The organism is Chryseobacterium vrystaatense (assembly GCF_000737765.1).
In the GTDB taxonomy this organism is placed as follows: Bacteria; Bacteroidota; Bacteroidia; order Flavobacteriales; family Weeksellaceae; genus Chryseobacterium; species Chryseobacterium vrystaatense.
Map to the genome: position 1 here is coordinate 22,378 of NZ_JPRI01000013.1, position 26,724 is coordinate 49,101.

The 26,724-nt window shown below is 35.8% G+C and carries 22 protein-coding genes and 1 pseudogene; 13 read left to right on the forward strand and 10 right to left on the reverse strand.

Annotated elements, in window-relative coordinates:
- The first annotated feature begins 4 nt into the window (after nt 1-4).
- The 8 genes and pseudogenes from istB (at nt 5) to ilvA (ending at nt 10,768) form a co-directional block, all read left to right on the forward strand.
- On the forward strand, nt 5-742 hold the full coding sequence (gene istB / locus IW16_RS25090; RefSeq protein ID WP_034751516.1) for an IS21-like element helper ATPase IstB: 738 nt from the start codon (nt 5-7) through the stop codon (nt 740-742).
- Between the two features lie 228 nt (nt 743-970).
- A pseudogene (mobC, locus tag IW16_RS25095) lies at nt 971-2,964 on the forward strand (conjugal transfer protein MobC).
- A gap of 677 nt (nt 2,965-3,641) precedes the next feature.
- Nucleotides 3,642-4,529 carry a branched-chain amino acid transaminase gene (locus IW16_RS25100; protein ID WP_034751611.1) on the forward strand — a complete coding sequence of 296 codons (888 nt, stop codon included), beginning with the start codon at nt 3,642-3,644 and terminating at the stop codon, nt 4,527-4,529.
- The gene (gene ilvD / locus IW16_RS25105; protein ID WP_034751520.1) at nt 4,529-6,205 is read left to right on the forward strand and encodes a dihydroxy-acid dehydratase; all 1,677 of its coding nucleotides are present in this window, start codon (nt 4,529-4,531) and stop codon (nt 6,203-6,205) included. The genes IW16_RS25100 and ilvD overlap by 1 nt, the downstream gene beginning before the upstream one ends.
- Before the next feature lie 7 nt (nt 6,206-6,212).
- The gene (gene ilvB / locus IW16_RS25110) at nt 6,213-7,913 is read left to right on the forward strand and encodes a biosynthetic-type acetolactate synthase large subunit (RefSeq protein WP_034751523.1); all 1,701 of its coding nucleotides are present in this window, start codon (nt 6,213-6,215) and stop codon (nt 7,911-7,913) included.
- 25 nt (nt 7,914-7,938) lie between these two features.
- On the forward strand, nt 7,939-8,460 hold the full coding sequence (ilvN, locus tag IW16_RS25115; RefSeq protein WP_034751613.1) for an acetolactate synthase small subunit: 522 nt from the start codon (nt 7,939-7,941) through the stop codon (nt 8,458-8,460).
- 20 nt (nt 8,461-8,480) lie between these two features.
- The gene (ilvC, locus tag IW16_RS25120) at nt 8,481-9,527 is read left to right on the forward strand and encodes a ketol-acid reductoisomerase (RefSeq protein WP_034751526.1); all 1,047 of its coding nucleotides are present in this window, start codon (nt 8,481-8,483) and stop codon (nt 9,525-9,527) included.
- Entirely contained in the window at nt 9,524-10,768 is a 1,245-nt protein-coding gene (ilvA, locus tag IW16_RS25125; protein WP_034751529.1) for a threonine ammonia-lyase IlvA, read from the forward strand. Before ilvC ends, ilvA begins: the two co-directional genes overlap by 4 nt.
- A gap of 204 nt (nt 10,769-10,972) precedes the next feature.
- Here ilvA and IW16_RS25130 read toward each other — a convergent pair whose 3' ends face one another.
- Nucleotides 10,973-11,428, reverse strand: coding sequence for a DUF420 domain-containing protein (locus tag IW16_RS25130; protein ID WP_034751532.1), 456 nt, complete (start codon nt 11,426-11,428; stop codon nt 10,973-10,975).
- Nucleotides 11,429-11,458: 30 nt separating this feature from the next.
- Nucleotides 11,459-13,903: a TonB-dependent receptor gene (locus IW16_RS25135; RefSeq protein WP_034751535.1), complete on the reverse strand. Its 2,445-nt coding sequence runs from the start codon at nt 13,901-13,903 to the stop codon at nt 11,459-11,461.
- A 212-nt stretch (nt 13,904-14,115) separates the two neighbouring features.
- On the opposite strand from IW16_RS25135, the gene IW16_RS25140 reads away from it, so the two are divergent.
- The 4 genes from IW16_RS25140 (at nt 14,116) to IW16_RS25155 (ending at nt 19,636) form a co-directional block, all read left to right on the forward strand.
- Nucleotides 14,116-15,189: a sensor histidine kinase gene (locus IW16_RS25140; RefSeq protein WP_034751539.1), complete on the forward strand. Its 1,074-nt coding sequence runs from the start codon at nt 14,116-14,118 to the stop codon at nt 15,187-15,189.
- Entirely contained in the window at nt 15,179-15,913 is a 735-nt protein-coding gene (locus IW16_RS25145; RefSeq protein WP_034751541.1) for a LytR/AlgR family response regulator transcription factor, read from the forward strand. The genes IW16_RS25140 and IW16_RS25145 overlap by 11 nt, the downstream gene beginning before the upstream one ends.
- Nucleotides 15,914-16,253: 340 nt before the next feature.
- The gene (locus IW16_RS25150) at nt 16,254-18,716 is read left to right on the forward strand and encodes a TonB-dependent receptor domain-containing protein (RefSeq protein WP_051890786.1); all 2,463 of its coding nucleotides are present in this window, start codon (nt 16,254-16,256) and stop codon (nt 18,714-18,716) included.
- Between the two features lie 434 nt (nt 18,717-19,150).
- Complete coding sequence (locus IW16_RS25155) at nt 19,151-19,636, forward strand: RteC domain-containing protein (protein ID WP_316931950.1); 486 nt, start codon at nt 19,151-19,153, stop codon at nt 19,634-19,636.
- Here the strand turns inward: IW16_RS25155 and IW16_RS25160 are convergent.
- From IW16_RS25160 to IW16_RS25195, 8 genes are all read right to left on the reverse strand, one after another.
- Nucleotides 19,633-20,016 carry a YadA-like family protein gene (locus IW16_RS25160; protein WP_034751544.1) on the reverse strand — a complete coding sequence of 128 codons (384 nt, stop codon included), beginning with the start codon at nt 20,014-20,016 and terminating at the stop codon, nt 19,633-19,635. The two genes, IW16_RS25155 and IW16_RS25160, sit on opposite strands and share 4 nt — an antisense overlap.
- A 39-nt stretch (nt 20,017-20,055) precedes the next feature.
- Nucleotides 20,056-21,183 carry an SAVED domain-containing protein gene (locus IW16_RS25165; protein ID WP_034751547.1) on the reverse strand — a complete coding sequence of 376 codons (1,128 nt, stop codon included), beginning with the start codon at nt 21,181-21,183 and terminating at the stop codon, nt 20,056-20,058.
- 50 nt (nt 21,184-21,233) lie between these two features.
- On the reverse strand, nt 21,234-21,662 hold the full coding sequence (locus tag IW16_RS25170) for a hypothetical protein (RefSeq protein WP_228377000.1): 429 nt from the start codon (nt 21,660-21,662) through the stop codon (nt 21,234-21,236).
- Nucleotides 21,649-22,926 (reverse strand): nucleotidyltransferase domain-containing protein, encoded by a 1,278-nt coding sequence (locus tag IW16_RS25175; protein WP_034751550.1) that lies wholly within the window; start codon nt 22,924-22,926, stop codon nt 21,649-21,651. Before IW16_RS25175 ends, IW16_RS25170 begins: the two co-directional genes overlap by 14 nt.
- Nucleotides 22,927-23,223: 297 nt before the next feature.
- Nucleotides 23,224-23,466, reverse strand: a complete 243-nt coding sequence (locus IW16_RS25180) for a hypothetical protein (protein ID WP_034751552.1) — start codon at nt 23,464-23,466, stop codon at nt 23,224-23,226.
- A 143-nt stretch (nt 23,467-23,609) separates the two neighbouring features.
- Complete coding sequence (locus tag IW16_RS25185; RefSeq protein ID WP_034751554.1) at nt 23,610-24,293, reverse strand: hypothetical protein; 684 nt, start codon at nt 24,291-24,293, stop codon at nt 23,610-23,612.
- A 200-nt stretch (nt 24,294-24,493) separates the two neighbouring features.
- A complete protein-coding gene (locus IW16_RS25190) occupies nt 24,494-24,850 on the reverse strand; it encodes a helix-turn-helix domain-containing protein (protein WP_034751556.1) in 357 nt (118 codons plus the stop codon).
- Nucleotides 24,834-25,145, reverse strand: coding sequence for a type II toxin-antitoxin system HigB family toxin (locus IW16_RS25195; RefSeq protein WP_034751558.1), 312 nt, complete (start codon nt 25,143-25,145; stop codon nt 24,834-24,836). The genes IW16_RS25190 and IW16_RS25195 overlap by 17 nt, the downstream gene beginning before the upstream one ends.
- Nucleotides 25,146-25,242: 97 nt before the next feature.
- Between IW16_RS25195 and IW16_RS25200 the strand changes: the two genes are divergently transcribed.
- Nucleotides 25,243-26,649: a hypothetical protein gene (locus IW16_RS25200; RefSeq protein WP_034751560.1), complete on the forward strand. Its 1,407-nt coding sequence runs from the start codon at nt 25,243-25,245 to the stop codon at nt 26,647-26,649.
- The last annotated feature ends 75 nt before the right edge of the window (nt 26,650-26,724 follow it).

Here is a 26,724-nt window from a genome sequence, read left to right on the forward strand (position 1 = left end):
AGTTATGAACGAACCGACAGTGAGCAAAATGAAGCAAATGAAGCTTTACGGCATGCACAATGCCTTTAAGACCGCTATTGAAAGCGGAAGGACAGACCATTATACCCTCGACCAGTTTGTATCGATGCTCATCGATGCCGAATGGGATGAGAGGCACAACAGGCGCATAGAGCGAAGCATCAAAAATGCAAAGTTCCATTACAAGTCCAGTATTGAAAGTGTCAACTTCGATGACACCCGCAATCTCGACCGTAATCTGGTAATGCGTCTTGCAGGATGTGAGTTCGTAGAAAAAAATGAGAACATCCTGATCACAGGAAGTACAGGTGTGGGTAAAAGTTACCTGGGAACTGCGTTGGGCTACCAGGCCTGTATCGAAGGCTTCAAGGTCAGTTATTTTAATACTTCCAAGCTGTTTGCCAAATTAAAAATGGCAAAAGCAGACGGGTCATACCTGCGCGAACTAGCAAAAATACAAAGACAGGATGTGATCATCCTTGATGATTTTGGTCTTCAGGCTTTGGATAGTGCCAACAGGATAACCCTTCTGGAGATCATAGAAGACCGTCACAACAACGGATCCATCATTGTAACATCGCAGATCCCGGTGCAGGGCTGGTATGACATTATTGGTGAAAAGACCATTGCTGATGCTATTCTGGACAGACTTATCCATCAGTCTCACCGCCTGGAACTCCAGGGCGAATCTATGAGAAAAAAGAGAGGAGTTAACAGGGAGTAATTATTTATTATATTTGAATACTAATTGACACATGAAAAACAAGAGTTTTTATCAAAATTAAGGGTGGTCAATTTAAACCGAAATTACCTGGTCACTTTGAATTGAAATTGGGTGGTCAATATCACCGGAATTTACAAAACACAGCCACGCACAGCCATTGACCGCCACATTCTTATAGCCACTCCATAGAGCTTTTAAATTCACGCCCGAACATTAAAACTTAAAATAATGCAGGGAGAAGACGATTTAAGAGGGCTTGCCAAGATAATGGCTTTTATGCGGGCAGTCAGTATTCTTTTGGTGCTGATGCACCTTTATTGGTTTTGTTACGGTTTCTTTTTAGAACGCGGCTGGACGTTGGAAGTAATCAACAAGATACTAGGCAATTTCGACAGAACGGCGGGCTTGTTTTCACATACCTTATATACCAAAGTATTCGCTTTGGTTTTGTTGGCTTTGAGTTGCTTAGGAACAAAGGGCGTAAAGAATGAGAAGATAACCTGGTCTAAAATTTATGTGGCTTTGGGTGTTGGCTTTGTGCTATTCTTCCTGAACACACCGTTGTTAAAGCTATCCCCGGTAATAGGCACATTTCTGTATATCCTTACTATCTCATTAGGGTATATCGCCTTGTTGATGGCAGGCGTATGGATGAGCCGATTGCTCCGTACTAACCTAATGGATGATGTTTTTAATAATGAGAACGAGAGCTTTCAGCAAGAAACAAAGCTGATGGAAAATGAATATTCCGTTAACCTACCACCAAATTTTACTACAAAGGAAAATGGAACAACGGTTGGATAAACATCGTAAATCCTTTCAGGGCATCAATCGTGTTGGGTACTCCGGGTTCCGGAAAATCGTATGCAATCGTAAACAATTACATCAAGCAACAGATAGAGAAAGGCTTCAGTATGTACATCTACGATTTCAAGTTTGATGACCTTTCAACCATTGCCTACAATCATTTACTAAAGCATCGGGATAAGTACAAAGTTCAGCCCAAATTTTACGTCATTAACTTTGACGACCCACGTAAGAGCCACCGTTGCAATCCACTCAATCCCGACTTTATGACGGACATTTCAGATGCTTACGAAGCAGCATATACCATAATGCTAAACCTCAACAGGTCGTGGATACAAAAGCAAGGGGATTTTTTCGTGGAAAGCCCAATTATTCTTTTGGCTGCTATTATTTGGTATCTGAAAATCTATGAGGATGGCAAGTATTGTACATTTCCTCACGCTATTGAATTACTGAACAAAAAGTATTCGGACGTATTTACTATTTTGACATCATATCCTGATTTAGAAAACTACCTATCGCCCTTTATGGATGCGTGGCAAAGTGGCGCACAAGACCAGTTGCAAGGACAAATAGCATCGGCTAAAATTCCGTTGTCAAGAATGATCTCTCCACAATTGTACTGGGTAATGACAGGCGATGATTTTTCTTTAGACATCAACAATCCAAAAGAACCAAAAATACTTTGTGTAGGAAACAATCCCGACCGACAAAACATCTACTCCGCAGCATTGGGATTGTACAATTCCAGAATTGTAAAGCTCATCAACAAAAAAGGGCAATTAAAAAGTTCGGTTATCATAGATGAGTTGCCAACAATCTACTTCAGAGGGCTGGATAACCTTATTGCAACCGCCCGTAGCAATAAAGTAGCAGTTTGTCTGGGCTTTCAGGATTTCTCTCAATTGATACGGGATTACGGAGACAAGGAAGCTAAAGTTATCCAAAATACTGTAGGTAATATTTTTAGTGGTCAGGTTGTTGGCGAAACGGCAAAAAGCCTTTCGGAACGGTTCGGAAAAGTATTGCAAAAACGCCAGAGTTTGACCATTAACCGAAATGATAAATCAACTTCTATTTCTACGCAATTGGATAGTCTGATACCTGCATCCAAAATCTCAACATTGACACAAGGTATGTTTGTCGGTTCTGTATCGGATAACTTCGATGAACGTATCGAGCAAAAGATATTTCACGCTGAAATAGTAGTAGATAATGAAAAGGTAGCTACCGAAACCGAAGCCTATCAAAAGATACCGCAAATCTTGTCTTTTGTAAATGAGCAGGGCGAGGATAAAATGAAGCAGGAAATTGAGAGTAATTACAAGCAGATAAAATCAGACATCCTGAATGTTGTTAAAAACGAAATTGAACGCATTAAGAATGACCCAAACTTACAGCATTTGGTTCAATAGAAGCGCAATTTAACAAGACATAACAGAAATATCTTAAAGACAAACACTGGCACGGAAAAATTTTAGCCAACCCAAATTTGGCACATTTGATTTTTGTTGAAATGTCTTATTAACACTTAAAAAGACATAAGTGTCAATTAATCGTTTGAATCATAAAGACATATAAAAATAGATATGGAATTAAATAAAAATAAATCTGTTAATACTTCGCATTTTGTAAGTGACATCAGATCAACTAACACCCACCTTACAATGTGCTATTTTTTCCAACGTATCCAGCACATAGAAACTTCACATTAAAAAAAGCATAAAAAAATTGTGGGTGTAAAAATTACTAGCTATATTTGCACTTGAAAACAGAAAAAAAATGTACAATTCAATTATTATTTCTTCTATTATTATTGCGGGTGTGATTTCACATACCGGGGAGGAATAATTTTGATATAATCTAAAAGATATATTTGAAAGCCTCCCGAGAAATCAGGAGGCTTTTTTTATTGACATTAAACTAAAAAGAACAAAATGAAATCATATAACAACACTATTATTATCAGCATTATTATTAGCTCGCCACCGTGAGAGATGCTGCTTTATGCCAAATTGTAAGCCTTTCTCATTTCGGGAAAGGCTTTTTTTATTCCCAAAAATCAATTATCAACTCAATAAAAAAAATAAATATGTATTCAAACAACGAAACAGTCCTTTTTTTGGACGGAAAATTTGTAAAGGCTAACGAATCTACAACCGATTTGTACAGTCAAACGCTTCATTATGGCTACGGTGCATTTGAAGGTATTCGTTCTTATGAAACCAAAAATGGAACTAAAGTATTTAAAGCCGAAGAACATTATGAACGCTTGAAAAAATCCTGCGAATTGGTAAAAATCCCTTTCGATTGCACTGTTCAAGAGTTAGTCCAAGCTACTTACGAGTTACTGGAAAAAAACAATTTAAAAAATGCTTACATCCGACCATTGGTGTATTGTGGACAAAATATGAGTTTGTCAAAACCTACCAGGGTTTCGGTGATGATTGCCGCTTGGGACTGGGGAGCGTATTTGGGAGAAAAATTACTACGATTAACGGTTTCCTCCTATTGCCGTCCACATCCAAAATCCATCCACATTGAAGCGAAAGTCTGCGGTCATTATGTCAATTCGATTTTGGCAACCAACGAAGCAAAAGACAATGGATTCGACGAAGCCTTGCTTTTGGATAGCGATGGATTTTTAGCCGAAGGTCCGGGTGCAAATTTGTTCTTTGAAAAAGACGGAAAACTATTCACGCCTCAATTAGGAAACATCCTTCCGGGCATCACCAGAGCCACTGTTTTGGAGTTAGCCGAACAATTAGGTCTGGAACTGCATCAAGGAAAATTTACCAGAGAAGATCTTTTTCAAGCTGATAGTGCCTTTTACTGCGGAACGGCTGCCGAGGTAGTGGGTATATTATCGGTGGACACTTATCAATTTCCAAAAAACTGGAATGATTCCTTAGGTAAAAAACTTCAAGATGCTTATTCACTTTTGGTACGAGAACCTTTAAAACAGCTCAATTTAAACTAATGAAAACACTCAACAAATACAGTAGAACCATCACACAAGATGAAACCCAACCTGCAGCACAAGCCATGCTTTATGGAATAGGTTTAACCGAAGACGATTTGCAAAAAGCACAAGTGGGAATTGTGAGTATGGGTTACGAAGGAAATCCCTGCAACATGCACCTCAACGATTTGGCTAAAGAAGTAAAAGCTGGTGTGCAACAAGAGGATTTAGTAGGATTGATATTTAATACCATTGGTGTGAGTGACGGTATATCAAACGGAACTGACGGTATGCGTTTTTCTTTGGTTTCCAGAGATGTGATCGCCGATTCCATAGAAACGGTGGTGAGTGCCCAATGGTACGATGCTGTATTGGCGGTAGTAGGTTGCGATAAAAATATGCCTGGTTCTATCATCGCCATGGGAAGATTAAATCGTCCTGCAATCATGGTTTATGGCGGAACGATCCATTCTGGAAAATGGAAAGGAGAATCGGTCAATATCGTTTCAGCTTTTGAAGCTTTAGGTAAAAAATTCAGTAACACCATTTCCGATGAAGATTACAAAGGTATAATCAAAAACGCTTGTCCTGGCGCGGGTGCTTGTGGCGGTATGTACACAGCAAATACGATGGCTTCGGCTATTGAAGCTTTGGGAATGAGTTTACCTTACAGTTCATCCAATCCTGCGTTGAGCAGCAATAAAAAAATGGAATGTTTTGATACAGGAAAAGCCATCAAAGTGTTGTTGGAAAAAGACATTAAGCCCAAAGACATCATGACCCGAAAAGCCTTTGAAAATGCCATGACCATGGTAACGGTTTTGGGCGGCTCTACCAATGCCGTAATGCACCTGATAGCAATGGCACATTCGGTGGATTTGGAATTGACTTTGAATGATTTCCAAAAGGTAAGTAACCGTGTTCCAGTGTTGGCAGATTTAAAACCAAGTGGAAAATACCTCATGGAAGATTTGCACGAAGCAGGTGGTGTTCCAGCAGTAATGAAATATTTATTGAAACACAATTTATTACATAGAGATTGTTTAACTGTTACAGGAAAAACAATTGTTGAAAATTTGGAAGCTGTGGAAGATTTAACCGAAGGTCAGAAAGTATTTCTTCCATTGGAAAATCCAGTGAAAGCAAATGGACATCTGCAAATGCTCTACGGAAATTTAGCTACCGAGGGAAGTGTAGCTAAAATAAGTGGCAAAGAGGGCGATTATTTTGAAGGAACAGCCAAAGTATTTGACGATGAATATGCAGTGATTGATGGTGTGCGAAACGGAGAAGTAAAACCCGGGAATGTGGTAGTAATCCGTTATTGCGGACCAAGAGGCGGACCGGGAATGCCTGAAATGCTCAAACCAACTTCAGCAATTATGGGTGCAGGATTGGGAAATTCAGTGGCTTTAATTACCGACGGTAGATTTTCGGGTGGAACGCATGGTTTTGTGGTAGGACACATCACTCCGGAAGCTTTTGTAGGTGGAACAATTGCCTTGGTAAATGATGGAGATTTGATTGCGATTGACACAAAAAATAATACGATCAATTTAAAAGTATCTGAACAGGAATTGGAAAAACGAAAAGCAGCATGGAAACAACCTCCATTGAAAGCAAATAAAGGGGTTTTGTACAAATATGCACAATGCGTTTCGAGTGCTTCATTGGGGTGTGTAACCGATAAATAATTAAAAAATGAAAACAACGGAATTAAAAATAACAGGTGCAGAAGCGGTGATACAAAGCCTGAAAGCCGAAGGTGTAAAAACGATATTTGGTTATCCAGGCGGTGCTATCATGCCAATTTATGATGCCTTGTTTCATCATCTTGAAGAAGTAAATCATATCTTGACAAGACACGAGCAAGGTGCTATACATGCAGCTCAAGGATATGCTAGAACTTCAGGAAAAACAGGGGTTGTATTTGCTACTTCGGGTCCGGGAGCCACCAATTTAATTACAGGTTTAGCCGATGCCCTGATTGATTCTACGCCCTTGGTTTGCATCACCGGACAGGTGGCTTCTCATCTCTTGGGAACTGATGCTTTTCAGGAAACCGATGTCATGGGAATTTCGATGCCGGTAACCAAATGGAATTGTCAGGTAACCAAAGCAGCAGATATAGCACCCACTTTAGCCAAAGCATTTTACATCGCCTCGTCTGGTCGTCCGGGGCCGGTTTTGGTGGATATTACCAAAGATGCCCAGTTTGAAAAACTGGATTTCTCTTACGAAAAGTGTACATCGGTGAGAAGCTACCAACCTAAGCCAAAATTGAATGTAGATCAAGTGCAAGCAGCAACCAAGTTTTTGAATGAGGCAAAAAAACCTTTGATGATTGTCGGACAAGGAATTATGCTTTCCAATGCAGAAGAAGAATTATTGGCTTTTGCCGAAAAAACGGGTATTCCGGTGGCTTCTACGCTTTTGGGATTAGGAGCTTTTCCAAGTCATCACCCTTTATTTGTTGGAATGGTAGGCATGCATGGCAATTATGCACCCAATGTAAAAACCAATGAGTGCGATGTGTTGCTTGCCGTGGGAATGCGTTTTGACGACCGTGTTACAGGTGATGTTTCCCGGTATGCAACACAAGCAAAAGTGGTTCATGTTGATATAGACACTGCCGAAATCAATAAAATCATAAAAGCCGATGCTCCTGTTGTAGCCGATGCCAAAGAAGCACTAACCGTTTTAGCAGATTTGGTAGAAAAACAAACTCATCAAAATTGGTTGGATGAATTTCATCAAGCGAAGCAAAAGGAATTACAGGTACTTTCAGAAAATAGAGAAAAGGAATTTTCAGATGAACTGAGAATGGATTTGGTGATTGATTTACTTTCTCAAAAAACCAAGGGCAATGCAATCGTTGTAACCGATGTGGGACAGCACCAAATGATGGCGGCACAGTTCTATCAGTATAATCAAACCAAAAGTAATGTTACATCTGGCGGATTGGGAACGATGGGTTTTGCACTTCCAGCCGCTATTGGAGCAAAAATGGCAAATCCGGAAAAACAAGTCGTAGCTATCATTGGAGATGGTGGTTTTCAAATGACCTTGCAGGAATTGGGAACCATGATGCAGAATAATATCGGCGTGAAAATCATCATCTTAAACAATGGTTATTTGGGAATGGTGAGGCAATGGCAACAAATGTTCTTTGAAAAAAGATATTCGTTTACCGACATTCAAAGTCCTGATTTTGTGGCTTTGGCAGCCTCTTACAACATCAAAGGTCAAAAAGTTGAAAGACAGGAGGACTTGAACAACGCATTAGACCAACTTTTAAACACAGAAAATGCGTACCTGTTGGAAGTGAAAGTTGCCAGAGAAGATAATGTTTTTCCGATGGTGCCAACAGGTGCTTCGGTAGCTGAAATAAGATTACAATAATTATAAAACGGATAAAATGGAAACAATGAACAAAACATTTACCGTATCCATATTTACGGAAAATACAATCGGAATGCTCAACCGCATCACCATCATATTTACAAGACGACATTTGAATATTGACAGCATCACCGCTTCTGAAACAGAGGTTAAAAATGTGCACCGTTACACTATCGTTTTGAGAACAAACAGAGAACAAATAGATAAAGTTGTTGGGCAAATCGACAAATTAATTGATGTTCTGAAAGCCTTTGTACACGAAGATAATGAAGTAGTACATCAGGAAATTGCGTTATATAAAATCAAAACAACAGAACTTAAATCCAACAATGTAGAGCAAGTGGTTAGAGAAAATAGTGCCAAAGTTCTCACCGTAGATCCCGATTTTATCGTCATTGAAAAAACAGGGCACAAAGCAGATACACAGGTTTTATTTGAGAAATTGAAACCCTTTGGTATTCTGGAATTTGCCCGCTCAGGAAGAGTAGCAGTTACCAAACCAATGAAAGAATTAAGTACTTATTTAAAAGAATTAGAAATCAATTAAAAAAAATAATACAATATAAAATGGCACAATTAAATTTTGGCGGCGTAATGGAAAATGTCGTAACACGAGAAGAGTTTTCATTAGAGAAAGCAAGAGAAATATTAAAAAACGAAACTGTTGCAGTCATTGGATACGGCGTGCAAGGTCCGGGACAAGCCTTAAATTTGAAAGATAATGGCGTAAAAGTAATTGTAGGACAACGAAAAGGGACAAAGAGTTGGGACAAAGCACTTGCTGATGGTTGGGTAGAAAATGAAACTCTTTTCGAAGTGGAAACCGCTTGCGAAAAAGGCACTTTACTCATGAATTTATTATCAGATGCAGGGCAAATACAAGCATGGGAAACGATGAAAAAAAATTTGACAACAGGAAAAGCCCTGTATTTTTCACATGGTTTTGGCGTTACTTTTCATGAAAAAACAGGTATCGTGCCACCTAAAGATGTAGATGTGTTTTTGGTGGCTCCCAAAGGTTCGGGAACTTCGTTAAGAACATTATTTTTAAAAGGGCAAGGTTTAAATTCCAGTTATGCCGTTTTTCAAAATGCAACCGGAAAAGCTGAAGAAAAAGCATTGGCATTAGGCATCGCTATCGGTTCTGGTTATTTGTTTGAAACCACATTTCAAAAAGAAGTATACAGCGATTTGACTGGCGAACGAGGCGTTTTGATGGGAGCTATCGCAGGTGTTTTTGAGGCTCAATATAATGTGCTTCGTCAGCGAGGACATTCGCCAAGTGAAGCCTTCAACGAAACTGTAGAAGAATTGACCCAAAGTTTAATGCCTTTGGTAGCCGAAAACGGAATGGATTGGATGTTTGCCAATTGCAGTACCACTGCACAACGAGGAGCATTGGATTGGAAAGGTAAATTTAGAGAAGCTACCACTCCTGTTTTTAATGAACTGTATGATGACGTGCTTTCAGGTAAAGAAGCAGCCATCGTTATCGAAGCCAACAGCAAGCCAGATTACAGAGAAAAACTCAACGCAGAACTCAAAGAAATACAACAAAGTGAGTTGTGGCAAACTGGAATGCAAGTTCGAAAATTAAGACCTCAAACCAAATGATACATTTAGCAAAAATACAAGAGGCAGCCGAAAACCTGAAAGGTGTGGCTGTGCATACGCCTCTTGTGAAAAACGAAAACCTGAGCGAGCGATTTGCTGCTCAGGTTTATTTGAAACGGGAAGATTTACAACCTGTACGATCCTACAAATTGCGTGGAGCGTATCATAAAATAAGTTCGCTTTCCGAAAATGATATAAAACTAGGCGTTGTATGTGCAAGTGCGGGTAATCACGCTCAAGGAGTGGCTTTTGCGTGTAGAAAACTGAACATAAAAGCCGTTATTTATATGCCTATTACCACGCCTGCACAAAAAATAAAGCAGGTAAAACTCTTTGGAAAAGAAAATGTAGAGGTTGTGTTGAAAGGTGATACTTTTGACGATGCCTACAACGAAGCCCTTCTTTTCAGCCAGAAGAATAAGGCAGTTTTCGTTCATCCGTTTGATGATGAATTGGTTATTTCCGGACAAGGAACTGTAGGATTGGAAATTGTGGAAGACAGCAAATGTAAAATTGATTTTTTATTCTTCCCAATTGGAGGTGGCGGTTTGGCAGCAGGGGTCGTTTCGGTTTTTAAACAATTGAGTCCTGAAACTAACCTTATCGGTATAGAACCACAAGGAGCAGCCTCTATGAAAACATCGTTGGAAAACGGTAAAAATACTGCATTGACGAACATTGATAAATTTGTAGATGGAGCTGCCGTAAAACGGGTGGGCGACAAAACATTTGAAATCTGCCAACATTCGTTAGATGACATCGTCTTAGTGCCTGAAGGGAAAGTTTGCACAACAATTTTACAATTATATAACGAAGAAGCCATTGTTGTAGAACCAGCTGGTGCATTGAGTATTGCAGCCTTGGATTCGTATAAAGACCAAATCAAAGGTAAAAATGTGGTGTGCATTGTTAGTGGCAGCAACAATGACATTACAAGAATGGAAGAAATAAAAGAGCGATCCTTGATGTTTGAAGGATTGAAGCATTATTTCATCATCAACTTTCCACAACGACCAGGAGCATTAAAAGAATTTGTAAATGATGTCTTAGGAGAAAATGATGACATTACTTATTTCCAGTTCACTAAAAAGAACAACCGCGAAGAAGGTCCGGCTGTTGTTGGCGTAGAACTAAAATACAGTTCTGATTTAGATAGTATGGAACAAAAAATGAAAACTAAAAAAATAAATTATCAGCATCTAAACGAGCAGAAAGAATTGTTTACACATTTGATTTTCTAGGGTTAAAATAGGAGTGGATAGAAATCTTTCCACTCCTTTAACTTCCGTCACTTTTTTCAAAATTCAAAAAATATTCTCAAATGAGCAACAAGAATATTGCTCCTGATAAATGTGATAGCATAAATAAAAGAGACCTTAACATCTGTTTCTGCCTGTACTGCTTTAAAATTAACGGACTACGCATTCTCTCATGAGAAATTAAATTCACAAGAAGAAGGCCATGGTACAAACAATAGCAGCCGTTATAGCAGTATAAAATAGACCTATGATAGTTCCGTAACCTAGCTTTTTGTGTACTGTCGAATATTTTCCTGGTAATGTTTTTTTCTTTTTCAAATTCTTATTAGCACTGAAAACAGTAATTCCCCAGAAAATATAGGTGATTACCGCACCTATGATATGTGCAATCAATAAACTATTAAAGAATAACGTCCCGGTATATTTACTGTTAGAAACGAGACTGCCTGATCCACCCGAAACCCTTATTTGAACTTCTAAAATAATCAGTGCAACAATACAGGTCCAGAACAATCGTTTTTGAATTTTGACGTGGACATCAAGGTTCTTTTTCTTAATTTGAGAAACAGCATAAACCGAAATAAAGGGGGCTGAAATTGACAATATTAGCATTCCCACTATAATTGACAACGTAATGTTCATAATTTTGATTTTTAATTAAATGTTTTTCTGTTAAAACTCGAAAATTACTCCAAGGGAAGGTAAAGGATGTCCAGTTTTATTGTAAAGAATAACTGGTATGGCGTTGCTTCCATCAGCAGTAATAGGTTGTCCATTGGTAGTCACAAAGCCTGTATTATCTTCGTTTCGCTTAAACGTAAAGTTCGGGTTGGTTTCATTTTTTTGCATCAATAAGTTTTGTACATCTAGATATATGCCCAACGATGTCTTTTTAAAGTTGAATTTCTTATCCACTCGGAAATCCAGTTGGTTGAAATTGGAAAGTCTGTTCTGGTTCAATAAGGAAGCATCTGGAATTCCCTGGCCCAGCAACAAATAGTTTTGTTGTGAGGCTGCCAGATCATATGGTGTATAAGGATTTCCTCCTGCAAAACGATACTTCAGTCCCAAGTCCCAGTCATTTTTCATTTTATACCCTAAAGTTGCAGAAAACAGATGTCTGTTATCCCAGGATGAAGGAGCTAATACGCCATCTACTCCCGAAAATTTACTAACTACATAAGAATAACTAAGCAGATAGAAAAGGTTCTTAGTCATCTTTTGCTGCATAAAAGCTTCAATTCCATACGTTTCTCCTATACCTATCGATAATATGCGTTCGCTACCAACCGATCCGTACTGAGTTCCCTGATTGGCCAATGAAATTCCTGTTGTTTCAGACACAGGGTAATCGCTATATCTCTTATAGAAACCTTCCAATGTGAACCTCAGTGAATTCTTTGGTAAGAACTCAGTTCCCAGAACATAATGAGTTGAACGGGTATAGTCCATATCTTTATTCATGAAATTACCTGCTTCATCCTTATATCCCAATGCGGTATATATAGGTGCCTTAAAATAAGTACCAGCAGATGCATTCAAGTTCCATTGGTCACTCAGACGATAAGAAGCGGATAAACGAGGAGAAAGTGTCTTCAAGGGATCATTTCCTGTCTCGGTCATGCTGTTCATATCCGTACGGATACCTCCCGATAAGAGTAATCTGTCATCCAGAAAACGTTTTGAAGCATGCGCAAACAATCCATATTTGAAGAAGTCGATCTTACTGTTGAACTGGATGGTTCTTTCTGGGGCTACAACATTGCCATCTTCATCTTTTACCTCAGCAGACACTTTATTAAATACATCTCCGTTATAACCTACGTATTGGGCATCCAAACCAGCTGAAAACTTCCAACCGTTAACAAACTTATTGTAATCAAAACGGAACTTATTTTCCACTTCATCTGATTCGATTAATAAAGTCCTGTTCTGTTCAATTTTGTTCTCGTCTTCAAATTTATCCAATGTTGTATTGAACATGTTCCTACTTAAGGTGAAGTTCATGTAGCCATTCTCGATCTTTCTGTTAAGATTAAAGCCCATGGTATAAGTCCATTGGTTTACATAAGGCGTTGAACGGAGAATATAAGTGTGTTCGGGAGTAGATTCCTTTGTAGGTGCAAATCCAAACTTATCAATGGCTCCAATACCAATAGCAGTTAATGTTGTCTTATCATTAAATTTGTGATTAACTTTATATTGAAAATCATAAAAGTCTGGACGGATTGGGAGATCTACCATTTTAAACAGCATTCCTAAATAGGATTTACGCACAGAACTCAGGAATGTTGTTTTAGGGGAAAGCGGACCTTCCAGCGTTAATGCGGTTTCTGTCATACTTGCACGAATATTTCCCGACAAACGATCGGGGTTACCGTTTCTTTGATTGATAACAAAGGTAGAAGACAATGCATCGCTGTATCTCGAATCGAATGCAGATGTTGTCAGTTTGAGATCCTCGATAAACGAGACGTTCAAAATTCCCTGTGCACCTCCCGAACTTCCCTGTGTCTGGAAGTGGTTTAAAACTGGTATTTCTATACCATCCAGATAATAAACGTTTTCATTGGGTGCACCACCACGTATGATAATATCATTCCGCTCACCTACACCATTGCTTAAACCGACTCCGGGCAACGTTTGTACCACTTTTGAAACATCAAAATTTCCTCCGGGGTTTGATTTTATTTCCTGAGATGTCAATTTCTGGACAGACATAGGAGTAATCATATCGGTTGCAGTTGCAGAAGCACTTCTATTGACTGTGATTGTAACGCCTTCAAGTTGTGCCGCTTCCGGTTGCAATTCAAAGTGCATAATCCTGTCATTGCCTGAGCTTACTTCTATATTGTATTGTGTAAACTTTTGATACCCCACTGAGGAAGCGTTAATCGTATAGGTGCCTACAGGAACGTTAAGCCTAAAAGTTCCCGTACTGTCAGTAAGCGTAGCAAACGAGGTCCCGTTAACGCTAATACTCACTCCAATAAGTCTCTCGTGGGTGTCCATATCTTCCACAGTACCGATAACATTTCCCATTTTTTGAGCAATCGCAGGTGTTGATAATAAGAAAAATACACTTAAATAGATAAGCACTTTGATATTCTCTTTCATTATGTCTTGTTTAAAAAGCAAAGGAAGATTTTTTCTACCTTTGAAAGAAATCTAATAGACCAATCTTTCATTTTTTACCATGAAGGTGTATTTTTGAAACGTGAAGTATCCGGAGTTTCTTCACTTAACAAAATAGCATACTCACTCATAAAATCAGTGAGTTTGTCGATAAATTTTGTAAATTTTTAATAGAAAATGGAATTTAGCATCCTATGAAAATCATAACAAGAAATCAAAATACAGTTACAACCTTAGTGGGTATAACCCTCTTAGCAGTATTACTGTTTCTTATGATTCCGCATTCTTATGGGATCGCATTGCCTTTTGTTTATTGGGTCAATCAATTTTTCTTTTTCATTTTGATGCTGGGACTTACTTATTTCAATACAAAATGGTTGGCACCTAAATTACTCTTCCAAAGAAAATATTTTCAATACTATCTCACTTTATTTCTTTCGTGTGTATTGATTATTATAATTCTCAGTAAGTTGGATGAGTTGCTCAATGTTTCGGAGGAAATAAGAAAAATAGCTGGGTTACATAATACCCAAAAAAAACAGGGACATGGCAATTTATCCGTATTTTTCTATATTTTCTTGATTGAAATATTGGTGCTTGGTGTCAATATTATTGGCATATTGATTAAAAAATGGCAAGATGAGAAGAATAAACGCCTACAAGTAGAAAAAGACAAGATAGAAATGGAGCTTTCGTTTTTAAAATCACAAATTAACCCTCATTTCTTCTTTAACAGTCTCAACACGGTAAATGCTTTGACCTATACAGATGTTGACCAATCTAGAAATGCTCTTAAAAAATTAGGGAAAATAATGCGGCACGTTTTATATAACACATCCAATCAATCTTCTACTATTGCATCAGAAATAGAGTTTATTTCCAATTATTTGGAATTGATGAAAATGCGATCTGCCCAGAAGGTTTCAATTGATTTTTCGGTGGATATCGTCTCTCCTGATCAAAAAATTGCTTCGATGCTGTTTTTGCCTTTTATAGAAAACGCATTCAAATATGGCATCAGCACACAGACACATAGTCCGATTACCATTAGGATTACAGAAAAAGATCAATCATTGGTGTTCTATACAAAGAATAAAGTTTTTGAAAAAATCGTGGACAACAAGTTGGATGATGATCAAAACCATGGTATCGGAATACAGAATACGGAAAGACGGCTGGAACTAATTTATCCTGGCAGGTATTCCTTGGCAATAAATAAGGTTGATGGCTTTGAGGTGCAACTTAAAATTGATTTAAATGAAAATTAGATGTATAACCGTAGATGACGAGCCCTTAGCATTGAATATGATTAGCTCCTTTGTCAGACAAACACCTTTTCTGGAACTTGTTGCTGAATTTGACAATGCGATCGATGCTCTTAATTATATTCAATCCAATCCTGTTCAATTACTACTGCTCGACATTCAAATGGCAGATCTTACCGGTATGGAACTTGCAAGGGTTTTGGCAGCAGATGCCAGTAAGCATAAACCGTTTATCATCTTTACGACAGCTTATAGTGAATTTGCATTAGAAGGATATCGCGTGGATGCTATTGACTACGTACTTAAACCGTTTGATTATGAAGATTTTATAACTTCAATTTCAAAAGTAAGAAAACGAATCGAACAAGGAAACGAGTCTGCTGATATTGTATCATATGATAACCAACAATTTATATTTATAAAGGTTGATTCACAGGTTATTCGATTGGAAATCAATAGTATTTTATATATTGAGGGACTCAAGGATTATATCAGAATTCATCTGGTCAATGGTGCTAAACCTATGCTTTCGTTGATGAGCTTAAAAAAGTTGGAAGAGAAACTCACCAAAAGTGGATTTCTCCGAATTCATCGTTCCTATATTATTTCTTTTGCCCGTGTGGATGCACTTTTAAAAAACAGCGTTAAAATCGGGGATAAAATAATCCCAGTAGGTGCTACCTATAAAGATAAATATGACCAATTTGTGGATCTATGGATTAAGTAACCAAAGTCTATATTAAAGATAAAAATCAAAGAAATTAATCAATTTACTGCCAGGTATTTGTCGGTTTCAGACTTACCTCAATAATTTATTTTTCACTCAGAATTGTTAGAAAAAAATGTAGTTTTCAATGTTTTGTTCTTACAGATTATCCTTTTTTTGGATGATACCTCTCTTTTTTTCATCTACTCAAATTATATAAGGCAGTATAATACTAGTTCACGATCAAAAGTGGCTCCTTCGTCTATAATTTTTGTGAGCGAACACAGGCTTTCGGAAGTTTGTGGCATAAAAAAACAATATGCCCTAAAGGCTTAGTTTGCAAAACGAAATATAGATCTATATGAAATTAAAACAATTTATTACACTAATTTTATTTACAACTCTTACTCATAGTGTATGGGCTCAAAGCCCTAAAGCTATAATAAAAGGAACCGTGGTAGATTCAATAAGTAAAGAAGGAATTTATTATTCCACCATTTCCGTACATCCGATTACTGATGCTAAAAAATTAACCGGTACTATTGCTGATGAGAAAGGAAAATTTTCTTTGGAAAACTTAGAACCGGGGACATACAATATTACAATTGGTTTTATAGGGTACATTCCAAAAGTGTTTTCAAACTACACATTAAAGCCTGGTGACAACAATTTGGGAACAATATTGATGAGCATCAACACAAACGTGCTTGATGAGATTGTAATTACTGGCGAACGACCTATAATCGAAAACAAAATTGACCGATTGGTTTTCAATGCTGAGCGTGACGTAACTTCTGCAGGTGGCAATGCGACAGATGTTTTACGTAAAGTCCCCATGCTTTCAGTGGATATAGATGGTAATGTTTCGATGCGTGGAGATCAAAATGTCAGAATCTTGATCAACGGAAAGCCATCTGGTATGATGGCTAATAATATGGGTGATGCACTAAGAATGATTCCGGCAGATCAGATAAAAAGTGTAGAGGTCATTACGAGCCCCTCTGCAAAATATGACGCCGAAGGCACCTCTGGCATTATCAATATCATCACTAAAAAGAAAGATATCCCTGGTGTAAACGGCTCTGTTTCGGGAGGAATCGGCACCAGACATAATAATGGGAATGCAAGCTTAAACGTGAAAAAAGGGAAAATTGGCATAGTCGCTAATTTAGGAGGAAATTTAATGTGGCCTCAAACAATTACCAATGAGTTTGAACAATACACAGCTTCTGGAGAACCGACTTTGAAACAGCTGGGAGAAAACAGAACCACTCGTACCGGACTACGTGGATCTTTGGGAATAGATTATGATCTAACAGACAAAGACCTGTTTACAACAACTATTTCTGCTAATACATTTGGAATGAATATGGATGGAAATACTACTTCACAATATTTCTCACCAAACAATACAGTTTCTACTTTACTATCAAACCGCGATCAAGAATCTGCGTTTAATGGTTTTGATTGGTCAGCAGATTATACTCGGAAATTTGCAAAACCTAAACAAGAATTAACGCTTTCAGGTCAATATTCGAGAAATAATAACAATACAGATTATCTGACTCTTTTTGAACAAGGTACACGCCTGAATGAAAAGGGAGAAAATAGGAGTAAAAATGACGAGTTAACTTTTCAGGTAGATTATGTACAGCCAATTGGCAAAACGACTCTCGAGTTAGGTGCAAAAAGCATTTTGAGGGATATTACCAGCAAGTCTTTATTAAAAGAGGATTTCAATGGAGAATACCAACTGGTTGATAATCGCTCTTATGAGTTTGATTATAGCCAGGATGTGGTAGCAGGTTATATGACCTATGGTTTTGATTTTGCCAAACATTATCAAGTGAAAGCCGGAATACGGATAGAACATACCCAGTTAGATGGAGAATCGGTAGGTGACATCAATGCCTTTAGTAATAATTATACTAATGTATTACCAAGTGCTGTTGTGTCGAGAAAATTAGGCAAATCATCAAGTTTAAAATTAAGTTACAACCAACGCATTCAAAGACCAAGCTTGTCTTTTTTAAACCCTTTTAGAAATACAGCCGATCCTATTGTTCAGCAACAGGGAAATCCGGAGTTAAAACCCGAACTCTCACATAATATTGAGCTAGGCTATTCTACTTTTATAAAACGTTCGATGATCAACGTAGCTGTTTTTTACCGCAAAACAAATGATGTTATTGAAAGCGTAAACGAAATAGACAATACAACAACTCCAGGGCAAAATATTTCGTTAACCACATTTGACAATATCGGAACGAGTGAATCGTTCGGAACTAATCTGTTTTTCTCTTTTTCACCTATAAAAAACTTAACATTGAGAAGTAATATCAGCTTGTTTACTTATGAAGCAAAAGGCAATCCGTTTAACACCGGAATCAGCACCGAAACCGATAAAATCCATTTTATGTACCGAGCGTTTATAAATGGTAGTTATAAAATAGGAGATGGATTTACTGCAGAAACGTTTCTAATGGTAAATTCCCCAAGGCGTACTTTCCAAGGAACCTCACCTTCGTTCAGTATGTGGACCATTGGCCTGAAAAAAGAAATTATGGATAAAAAAGCCAGTATAGGATTGAATATAACGGATCCTTTTACTGAAAACAAACATTTTAAAACGGAAGTGTTAACACCAGACTATACACAAAAAAGCAATATGAAGCTCCCGTTCCGTTCTTTTGGGCTAACCTTTAGTTACAATTTTGGTAAGACAGATTCCAAAAATAAGACCCGCAAAGAAAGAGGTATTAAAAATGATGATCAGAAACAGGAAGAATCCAATCAGGGTACTCAAATGAATAACGGAAGATAAATTATTTTCTTGTTCTATGAATTAACAGAAAACTGCGGACTGAAAACTCAATTAATACCTGTTATATAAAAGTAACATTGAAAAATTGAGTTCCCTCATACTTCTCATATGATTACCACACCTAGGAAGGAAAGTAAATTTTTCTTCCTAGGTTAAAATTCAGTTAATCCAGTCGGATACCGTTTTTAAATGTGCTTTGTCGTAAAATCTGAAAGGGCAATATAAATTATTTTGAAATTCAAACAAATTTATGAAACGAACCTAAACAGGCTAAAGAGGGACGAACAAATCATCGGAATAAAGTTGCTATTTGGATAGGCTTCGAAATAAACGCTTTAGCATTGTTAAATTAAATACTCTTTTTGTATGTGTATCTCTCATCAAAATTTAACAGAAACTGAATGGAAAATTATTTCAATAAATCGATCCACAAATTGGAAACAACAATCCTGGAATTAGAGAGTGATGCCGATTGCTCTATACAAAAGATAGAAACCATTATAAAACTAATCGTTCAAAATCTGTCTGATTTAAAAGAGTATGTCCTAAAAAAAGGATTTAAGAATATAGCCGAAGAAATTCATTTTTTCAAACATCAGAAACCTGCGATTGTTTCAAAGCTCATTTTTTATAACACCATTTATAAAATAGAAACCAAAAAACCTTATGGAGCAAAACAAATTAAGAAATTTCTTAATGAAGAATTAAATAGGCTCAAAAAGTTTTTTGATAATAATCTTGAATTCTATAAATACTATCGTACCAATAACACTTTTATAGATGATAAACTATTTATACGAGGCAAATACGATATAAAACTAAGTTTAGATACTTTTTATTTTGAGGTAGACCATCGTTTTTTGAGACTTATTATCACTCTAAGAAAATACATCATATATAACATTTCTACTTTATTTTAATTAATTTTTCTCCCATAAACTGTAATTTTTATAGTTGGAATAATTTGCATTTGAATACCTTTTCCTAATGCAATGCTAAAGCTTTTATTATTTACTACCCTTCCATATTCATCGTAGAAAGTTCCTAATGAAAATGCTGTTCTTCCATTATCGTGATAAGCAGTACCTAATGAAAATGCTGTTCTTCCATTATCGTGATAAGCAGTACCTAATGAAAATGCTGTTCTTCCATTGTCATGATAAGCTGTGCCTAATGAAAATGCTGTTCTTCCATTATCATGATAAGCTGTACCCAATGAAAATGCTGTTCTTCCATTGTCATGATAAGCTGTGCCTAAAGACCATTTTACTCTACCATTTGTATGATATGTTGTTGTCATAATTATTATTTAAGTTTTAATATAAAATGTCGTTATATTTTAACAATGTTTGATTTCAAGAGCTTCAACAAAGCCTCCTAATGCTAAATTTTGATCAAATATTTTCATCGATAAATCTGCTTTAGGCATCCAAACTCTTCCTAATTGCACAGCTAATGAAATTGGCATAGCTGGAAATATATTTAAAACGGTATCTTGCCCATGAGTTCTTTTTATTTCTCTAAAAGCTTCTTTCATCTTGTTACCAAAGTCAATAATTTGTTTTCTAGATTTTACAAAATCATTGTTTGGGTGGTCTATGTTTAAACTATATATTGAAACATCATCACTTAATATACTGGTAATTCTTTCATCAGCAATATTATCACTAAGCTCTATTTTTAGTGCAACCTGCCTTTTTACATTGGATGTCGGTGGAAAATTGTAAATTGTTTCTATATCATCATCAAAATTCCATGTATCCGGACTTCTTCGTTTCTGACGAACGTCTACAGAAGTAATATCATTTAATAGGGTGCCTAATTTTATTAATATAGGTATCGGACCAAAACCAAATAAAGATATGTGTTTTATTTCACCGCTATTTAATAAGGGAAATAATAATCGATCAAATCTCTGCTGAAGATTTGCTTCCTCAATATTCCAAAAGTTGGTATCGCAATCTTTATTTAATGTATTTACGGTACCCAGATCTATATTAGAAGCAACTGCTGGATAATAATCTGGCAATAGGGATTGACTAATGATGCTATAATGGATATTGGGCGTATGAGTTCCAATATTTGAATTTAATGTAACAATATGGCTTTGCTTATCCGGTGATATATTGCAGGCATTTGCAATACGATTTTCATGTTCTGCTTTCATTTCTAAAAGTAAACTTTCTGGATTACCATTGACATCATCCTTATCAATTAACCTATGGTGCGCATCGCATAACAACATTAAATTTTTGATATCATCTGCTAATAGTGGTGATCTTGTAGCACAACCTCTTGGACCTCCTGGCACATCGGCTACTATATGGGCTATATAAGATTTATTAAAGTTTCTTTTTGTTAAAATGTCCGTATGCAATATTTCATTACATCCTCTATATTGGCACCGCCCACCAGAGATTGCCCAAAGCATATATTTATTTTTAGCATTGATAGATGTTGTACTCATATTTTATAAATAATTATTTGAATTAACCTTTTTCTTCTGCAAATTAAACTTTACTTTTTCTTGATTGGATGTTTCCCCCCACCAAGCCACTCACCTGTTATTAACCAAATTTCATAATGATATAACCATTCTATGGTCCATGGAATTATAGTGTTTGATAACAACTTCGTTTTATTCCATCCTCTATCATCAAAATAGTAAAGACAAAGCCTTTGCTTCTGCTGATCATAAACATGCTCTAATTTTGTTTTTCCTTCAGCAAGAGGCAATTTGACAGGATCAATTACAAATACATCAGGCCCATTATCTTTGTCGAATATAATTTTTATTTTATAAGAATTTCCTAATGGTGATGATTTCAAATAACCTATCCATATAAAACTTTTTGCTCCTAGTTTTGAGTCTTCTGCATGATATAATCTTTTTAAAGAAACAAATTGTTCTATAACTGACAGTTTTCTCGGTTTAATCCAATCCATAAAAATCATGAGGTTTAACTTTAGTAATATCATTAACCTCTTTTGTAGCCATTCCAATTATACCAAGTGATCTGCTGATAGTATTTTTATTTTCTTCGGTCAATATTCTCATTTCATTTCCAAGTTGATTAAACGCATCTTGCACCGGTCTTTTCCCAAATGAAGAAGATAGTGATTCTGAAATATTCTGTAAACCTGTTTTATTCTCAGCATCGCGGAGATCTATTTTTAACTGCTCTAACCAACGATAAAAATTGTCTCGACGGTAAGAATTATCATCATTCCATCTATCTGCAAAATTTTCCGCAATATTTACAGGATTAGATATCCATTCTACTTCTTTTCCGTACTCAGGTATGTATTTGAATTCTATTTCATCACTCATACCATTGATTATACCCCACATGGCATCGAGTAAATTAGATTCACCTCTATATGCTCTTGCCGCTAAGGTTGTGATAATACAAGAGATCGGTTTTTGTTTTCTAATATCATCATTTTGCTCCTTAGAAAAATAAACATCTCTGTGCCTTTTGAGAAGTTGTACAACCCTCTGTAACGGCAACCTTTCTTCTTGGTAATCCGGAGTTGGTTTTACCGACTCATTTAAGGAATATAAATTTTTGAACTGATTACCGACTAACAGAGCCCTTTTCATAAACCATTTTGCGTAGCCATACGGATTACTTTGCAACCACTCTTCAGGAAATGTTGATACAAAATAATTGCTTTTTTCTTTGTCGGTAATACTAATCTGAAGCTCTTGGTAATTTTCATTTGTCAAATTATTGAAGGCGCTTTCAAGAAGTAATGAATATCCATTAGCAACTACTGCTGGCAGAATATCCATATGATACCTTTGATTGGCCAAACCCTCTTCACGATATTTCAGGGTCCAGCACCTTCTTCCCTCTTTATCCAACAAATTCGCATAGGTTCCATGAGCCTTCAAATGATCTCCCACAGCCTTTTTCAAGTGATATTGTGTCCAATTAATCTTTTTCCTTTTGAACTCACAAACAACATCTAAGTCAATGTCTCCGTCTTCTTCAATAGATTGAATTGTTGTTCCAATAATAAAAGAACCTTGTGGTTTTACATAAGGTTCATAATCTGCAAGAGGTGAAGATTCCGACGACAAATACTTACCTACAGCTTTGTAACTTTGCACTGCTGCTTCATGCTGAGTTCTGGTAATACTTAAATTTGTTGATAATTTATTCAACAAATCTTCAAACTGAGTTTTCTGAATTTCTACTAACATTGATTTTATAAATTTGATTATACATTCTGAGGCACCTCCTATGTCATATATAGCAGTATTGCTCCATCTGCATGAAGTTTAATTTTAACAGCTTGCGGAGCTATTATTCCCGAGAATGAAATCGAATTTGTGAAAAAGAAATATTATAGTACTTTTGTATCACAAAAAGTGGTTTGCATTCTAACAAAACCACTTTACATCTAGTGTTTACAGAAGTCCTATCGGTCAGAGGTTAGGACTTCTGTCTTTTATCAACTCAAAGTATTCGTATTTCAAGTTGAAATTTTAATATTTTAATTATTTTTTACCATTAGACTGAGACAAAACAGAAGCAGCTAATGACTTTGTTAATTCGCTGTACTTATTACTTTGTAAAACTTTTGACGCAACACTTTCCATATTTCCACTCGTCTGGTTGTTAGTATGCGACTGTGATAATACCGATCCCGCTAAACTTTTTGAAATATCAGATGCATTAGCATTTTTTAAAGTTTCTGAGGCAATTTTAGACAAGCCGTCTGATGATTGTTTTTTATTCATAATTTTTTTCTTTGTTATACAAAGATACGACAATTTTTCCAATCTACATAATAAAATATTTTATTTCAATATATTTTTATAATATCTAATTAAAATATATTTATATAGGTCGTTATAATAAAATAATCAATTAAAAATATAAACTAAATCATTTTATTTAATCTGGATAACACTTTTTCTAATATTGCCTTCTCCTCCAACTTGCTTTGCTTTTCTTTCACTGTCTTACGCTTTTTCTCAGCTTCAAAAATTAGAGCTTCTAAATCTAGCTTAAAACTTACGTAGAAGCCTCGTGTATATCTACTATAAGTCTTTAAACTCCAGTTATGTTTTAGTTCAGTTTTAATTTTTTTTGTTTGATATTCGTTGCTATATTTTTGGATCTTAGGGTCTAAGTCTGATATTTCCTTGGATTTAGACTCTCCGCTCATTCTAGATAGCCAATATTTATTATCAACTTTACTATATGTCTTTTTGCCTAAAATGCTTTTAATCGCTAAAAAGCCTAACAAAGTCACTTTTTCAAACTCTGATTTTTCATTATCTCGGTATTCCAAAAAAACATCTAGGTTCAAGCCGCACTTTGGGGCGTTATGGGAATTTTCATATAAACGACGCCCTTCTCTAAATGCCAGTTCCGTGTCAAGTAAATTTATCTCATAAAATGATGCACTAGACTTGAATTTATCGAGTTCTCCACCAAGGTCTAAGCTAATAGAATGCTGATATAGTGAATAGTAGGAAACATTGTCTAGACAAGCTTTACTATCTGTTAGAAATCCCTTAAGAAGAGTTATCGGAAAATTAAAATATTTAGGTGTATCCAAAACGATTTTTTTAAAATTAAATATATGTTTTACAGTGGTTTAGATCTCATATGGATCAAAGGCTCATCTATTTGCTGTAGTAGAATATATATTCTGCTAAATTCATTTTAATATAGCTTGTTTTATGTATTTCATCAGAGCCAACAGACTATTTATAATTATTAAAAAACTCTACTAATTACAGTAGAGTTGATGGTTATCTAATATTCTTGTACTAGTACATCTGCTGAAATATGTAATTCATGACTTAATTTCCTTATTTGCGGTAGGTTTAATTTTCTCTTGCCAGATAATATCTCAGATTTTCTTGAAGCACCTAGAATCTTACTTAAAAATGCTTCTCCCTTACCCATTTGATCTAAACGAAATTTAATAGCTTCTATTGGATTCGGTTTATCAATTGGATAATTTACTTCTTCATAGCCTTTAACTAAAATTGAAAGAATTTCCAGTTCATCAGATTCTTTAGAGTCAACTTGTAAATCTGTTTGCATTAAGGTATAAATTCTCTCTAAATAGCTTTCGTATTGTTCTTCAGTTTTAATCAGTTTTAACATATTCAATTTTTTCAGCGTCAATTTTATCATATTCTGTATGAGTACCAAACCAAACGATAAATACTACTTTTAGTCGATACTCAATATCTACAATAAGTCGATAAGTGTTACCATGGATATTAAAAACCACTCTCTTACTGTTAATTATAGATGCATTACCATACTGAACTTTCAATTCATTTGGATTGTTCCATTCGGCTGCTAAACATTCATCGTACCAAGCTAACAAAGGCTGTTCCGACTTTGAAAATTTTTCGATATATGATTTTAACGTTTTGACAGCTATAATTCTCATAAACAAATATACAAAAATATTACCAATTTGGTAATATTAAAAATAATAAAATCTTTTTTTTTAGTTTTCAGAAATTAGTATTTTTCATAAAAAAATTATGGAAGAATACTACATAGCAATACCAACATCACTAAATCTAGAGCAGAGACTATCCAAATTCTCTCCAGATTTTGCATTCAGTAAAGATTATTGCTACTACTTTTTAGCAGAGTTAATCAGAGAATCCTTCAAAAAAAATACAAATGAAAACACTGATATTAATGCAATAATTAATTATTTTATTCCAAGGGCTTCTACTTTGATGCAGAGATTGTACAGGAGATCAAAACAGCATTTAGATTATCTATACGAGAGCTTTCACGGTGAAGGACCAATGTTACATCGAATGAATTATGAAGCCGGCCGGTCCTATTCTTATCGATTGCCAAAATATTACTGGGGAGATGGTCAGATGAAAATAATAAGCATTAGGGAGAAGGCGCTTGTAAAAAAAATACAGAAAAATACAAAAGTTACTATACATAATCAGGTTAGGAAAAAAATTGATTTTCTACGGGGTTATTTTGATTTGAAATTGTTTGAGCTTGACCATCAATCTGCTTTAATAGACATCTATGTTGATTACAAGAGTACTGGAAACTATAAAAAATATCTTTCAAACGTATTAAAAGTAGTAGACTTTAAAAACGGATATTTCCCATTTTATCATAAACCTAATACAGACGGCAGATTACATACCGCTATAACTACTTTTCCTAAGATATGTAGAAAGCACTTAAAATATGACAACGAAAGTTTAGCAGAAGTAGATTTATCGGCTTCAATCCCTTTTTTTCTATCATATTTGCTCGATTTAACGGTAAATTCGGCTTCTTTATCTCTTTCTACAACTAAACCAGTACAATCCCAGATCAATAACCCAGCCATACAATCCCTTTATATGTTAGTAAAATCTTCTGTATCCCTTTCTAGCAAAGAGGTTGCGGATTTCAAGGAGCTTGTATTAAATGATAAAGTATATGATCACTTTATGTTTAAGTTTTTAAATATGCCTGGCTTTGCAACCGACTATGAAAATAGAAATGAGAAAGCTTTTGATGGAGATATTATAGACTTAAGAAAATACAGTAAGGGAAAGCTTCTTTCAATGCTTTTTGCAAAAAATTCTCAGTATCAACAAGAACAAGCAATATTTTCTGAAGAATTTCCAACTATACACAAATTTGTAAAAGCATTTAAAAGTATGAAGGTAAAAGGAGTAAAGACCACACATGTACATAAAAGATTATCTTATCTCTTATTTCAAATAGAGTCTTATTTTATGTTAAAGATTATAGCTCGTGAAATAAATGTCAAACATAAAAGGAAAATACCTTTATTTACGCTTCACGACTGCATAGTTGCCCGGGAATCTGATATTGAAAAAGTACATGAAGAAGTTCACGCAATTTTTATGCGTGAAATTGGATATGCACCAAACTTAAAAGTAACATACTGGGTATGATGGCTTAAATATTTTTGTAGCCAAAGATTACCCTGATAATAAAATACCGAGTTTACCAAAAAAATAAGCAGCATT

What these genes read in the sequence shown, in the direction of transcription:
- istB (WP_034751516.1), top strand. Translation starts at nt 5, where the DNA reads ATGAACGAACCGACAGTGAGCAAAATGAAGCAAATGAAGCTTTACGGC.
- IW16_RS25100 (WP_034751611.1), top strand. Translation starts at nt 3,642, where the DNA reads ATGTATTCAAACAACGAAACAGTCCTTTTTTTGGACGGAAAATTTGTA.
- ilvD (WP_034751520.1), top strand. Translation starts at nt 4,529, where the DNA reads ATGAAAACACTCAACAAATACAGTAGAACCATCACACAAGATGAAACC.
- ilvB (WP_034751523.1), top strand. Translation starts at nt 6,213, where the DNA reads ATGAAAACAACGGAATTAAAAATAACAGGTGCAGAAGCGGTGATACAA.
- ilvN (WP_034751613.1), top strand. Translation starts at nt 7,939, where the DNA reads ATGAACAAAACATTTACCGTATCCATATTTACGGAAAATACAATCGGA.
- ilvC (WP_034751526.1), top strand. Translation starts at nt 8,481, where the DNA reads ATGGCACAATTAAATTTTGGCGGCGTAATGGAAAATGTCGTAACACGA.
- ilvA (WP_034751529.1), top strand. Translation starts at nt 9,524, where the DNA reads ATGATACATTTAGCAAAAATACAAGAGGCAGCCGAAAACCTGAAAGGT.
- IW16_RS25130 (WP_034751532.1), bottom strand. Translation starts at nt 11,428, where the DNA reads ATGAACATTACGTTGTCAATTATAGTGGGAATGCTAATATTGTCAATT.
- IW16_RS25135 (WP_034751535.1), bottom strand. Translation starts at nt 13,903, where the DNA reads ATGAAAGAGAATATCAAAGTGCTTATCTATTTAAGTGTATTTTTCTTA.
- IW16_RS25140 (WP_034751539.1), top strand. Translation starts at nt 14,116, where the DNA reads ATGAAAATCATAACAAGAAATCAAAATACAGTTACAACCTTAGTGGGT.
- IW16_RS25145 (WP_034751541.1), top strand. Translation starts at nt 15,179, where the DNA reads ATGAAAATTAGATGTATAACCGTAGATGACGAGCCCTTAGCATTGAAT.
- IW16_RS25150 (WP_051890786.1), top strand. Translation starts at nt 16,254, where the DNA reads ATGAAATTAAAACAATTTATTACACTAATTTTATTTACAACTCTTACT.
- IW16_RS25160 (WP_034751544.1), bottom strand. Translation starts at nt 20,016, where the DNA reads ATGACAACAACATATCATACAAATGGTAGAGTAAAATGGTCTTTAGGC.
- IW16_RS25165 (WP_034751547.1), bottom strand. Translation starts at nt 21,183, where the DNA reads ATGAGTACAACATCTATCAATGCTAAAAATAAATATATGCTTTGGGCA.
- IW16_RS25170 (WP_228377000.1), bottom strand. Translation starts at nt 21,662, where the DNA reads ATGGATTGGATTAAACCGAGAAAACTGTCAGTTATAGAACAATTTGTT.
- IW16_RS25175 (WP_034751550.1), bottom strand. Translation starts at nt 22,926, where the DNA reads ATGTTAGTAGAAATTCAGAAAACTCAGTTTGAAGATTTGTTGAATAAA.
- IW16_RS25180 (WP_034751552.1), bottom strand. Translation starts at nt 23,466, where the DNA reads ATGAATAAAAAACAATCATCAGACGGCTTGTCTAAAATTGCCTCAGAA.
- IW16_RS25190 (WP_034751556.1), bottom strand. Translation starts at nt 24,850, where the DNA reads ATGTTAAAACTGATTAAAACTGAAGAACAATACGAAAGCTATTTAGAG.
- IW16_RS25195 (WP_034751558.1), bottom strand. Translation starts at nt 25,145, where the DNA reads ATGAGAATTATAGCTGTCAAAACGTTAAAATCATATATCGAAAAATTT.
- IW16_RS25200 (WP_034751560.1), top strand. Translation starts at nt 25,243, where the DNA reads ATGGAAGAATACTACATAGCAATACCAACATCACTAAATCTAGAGCAG.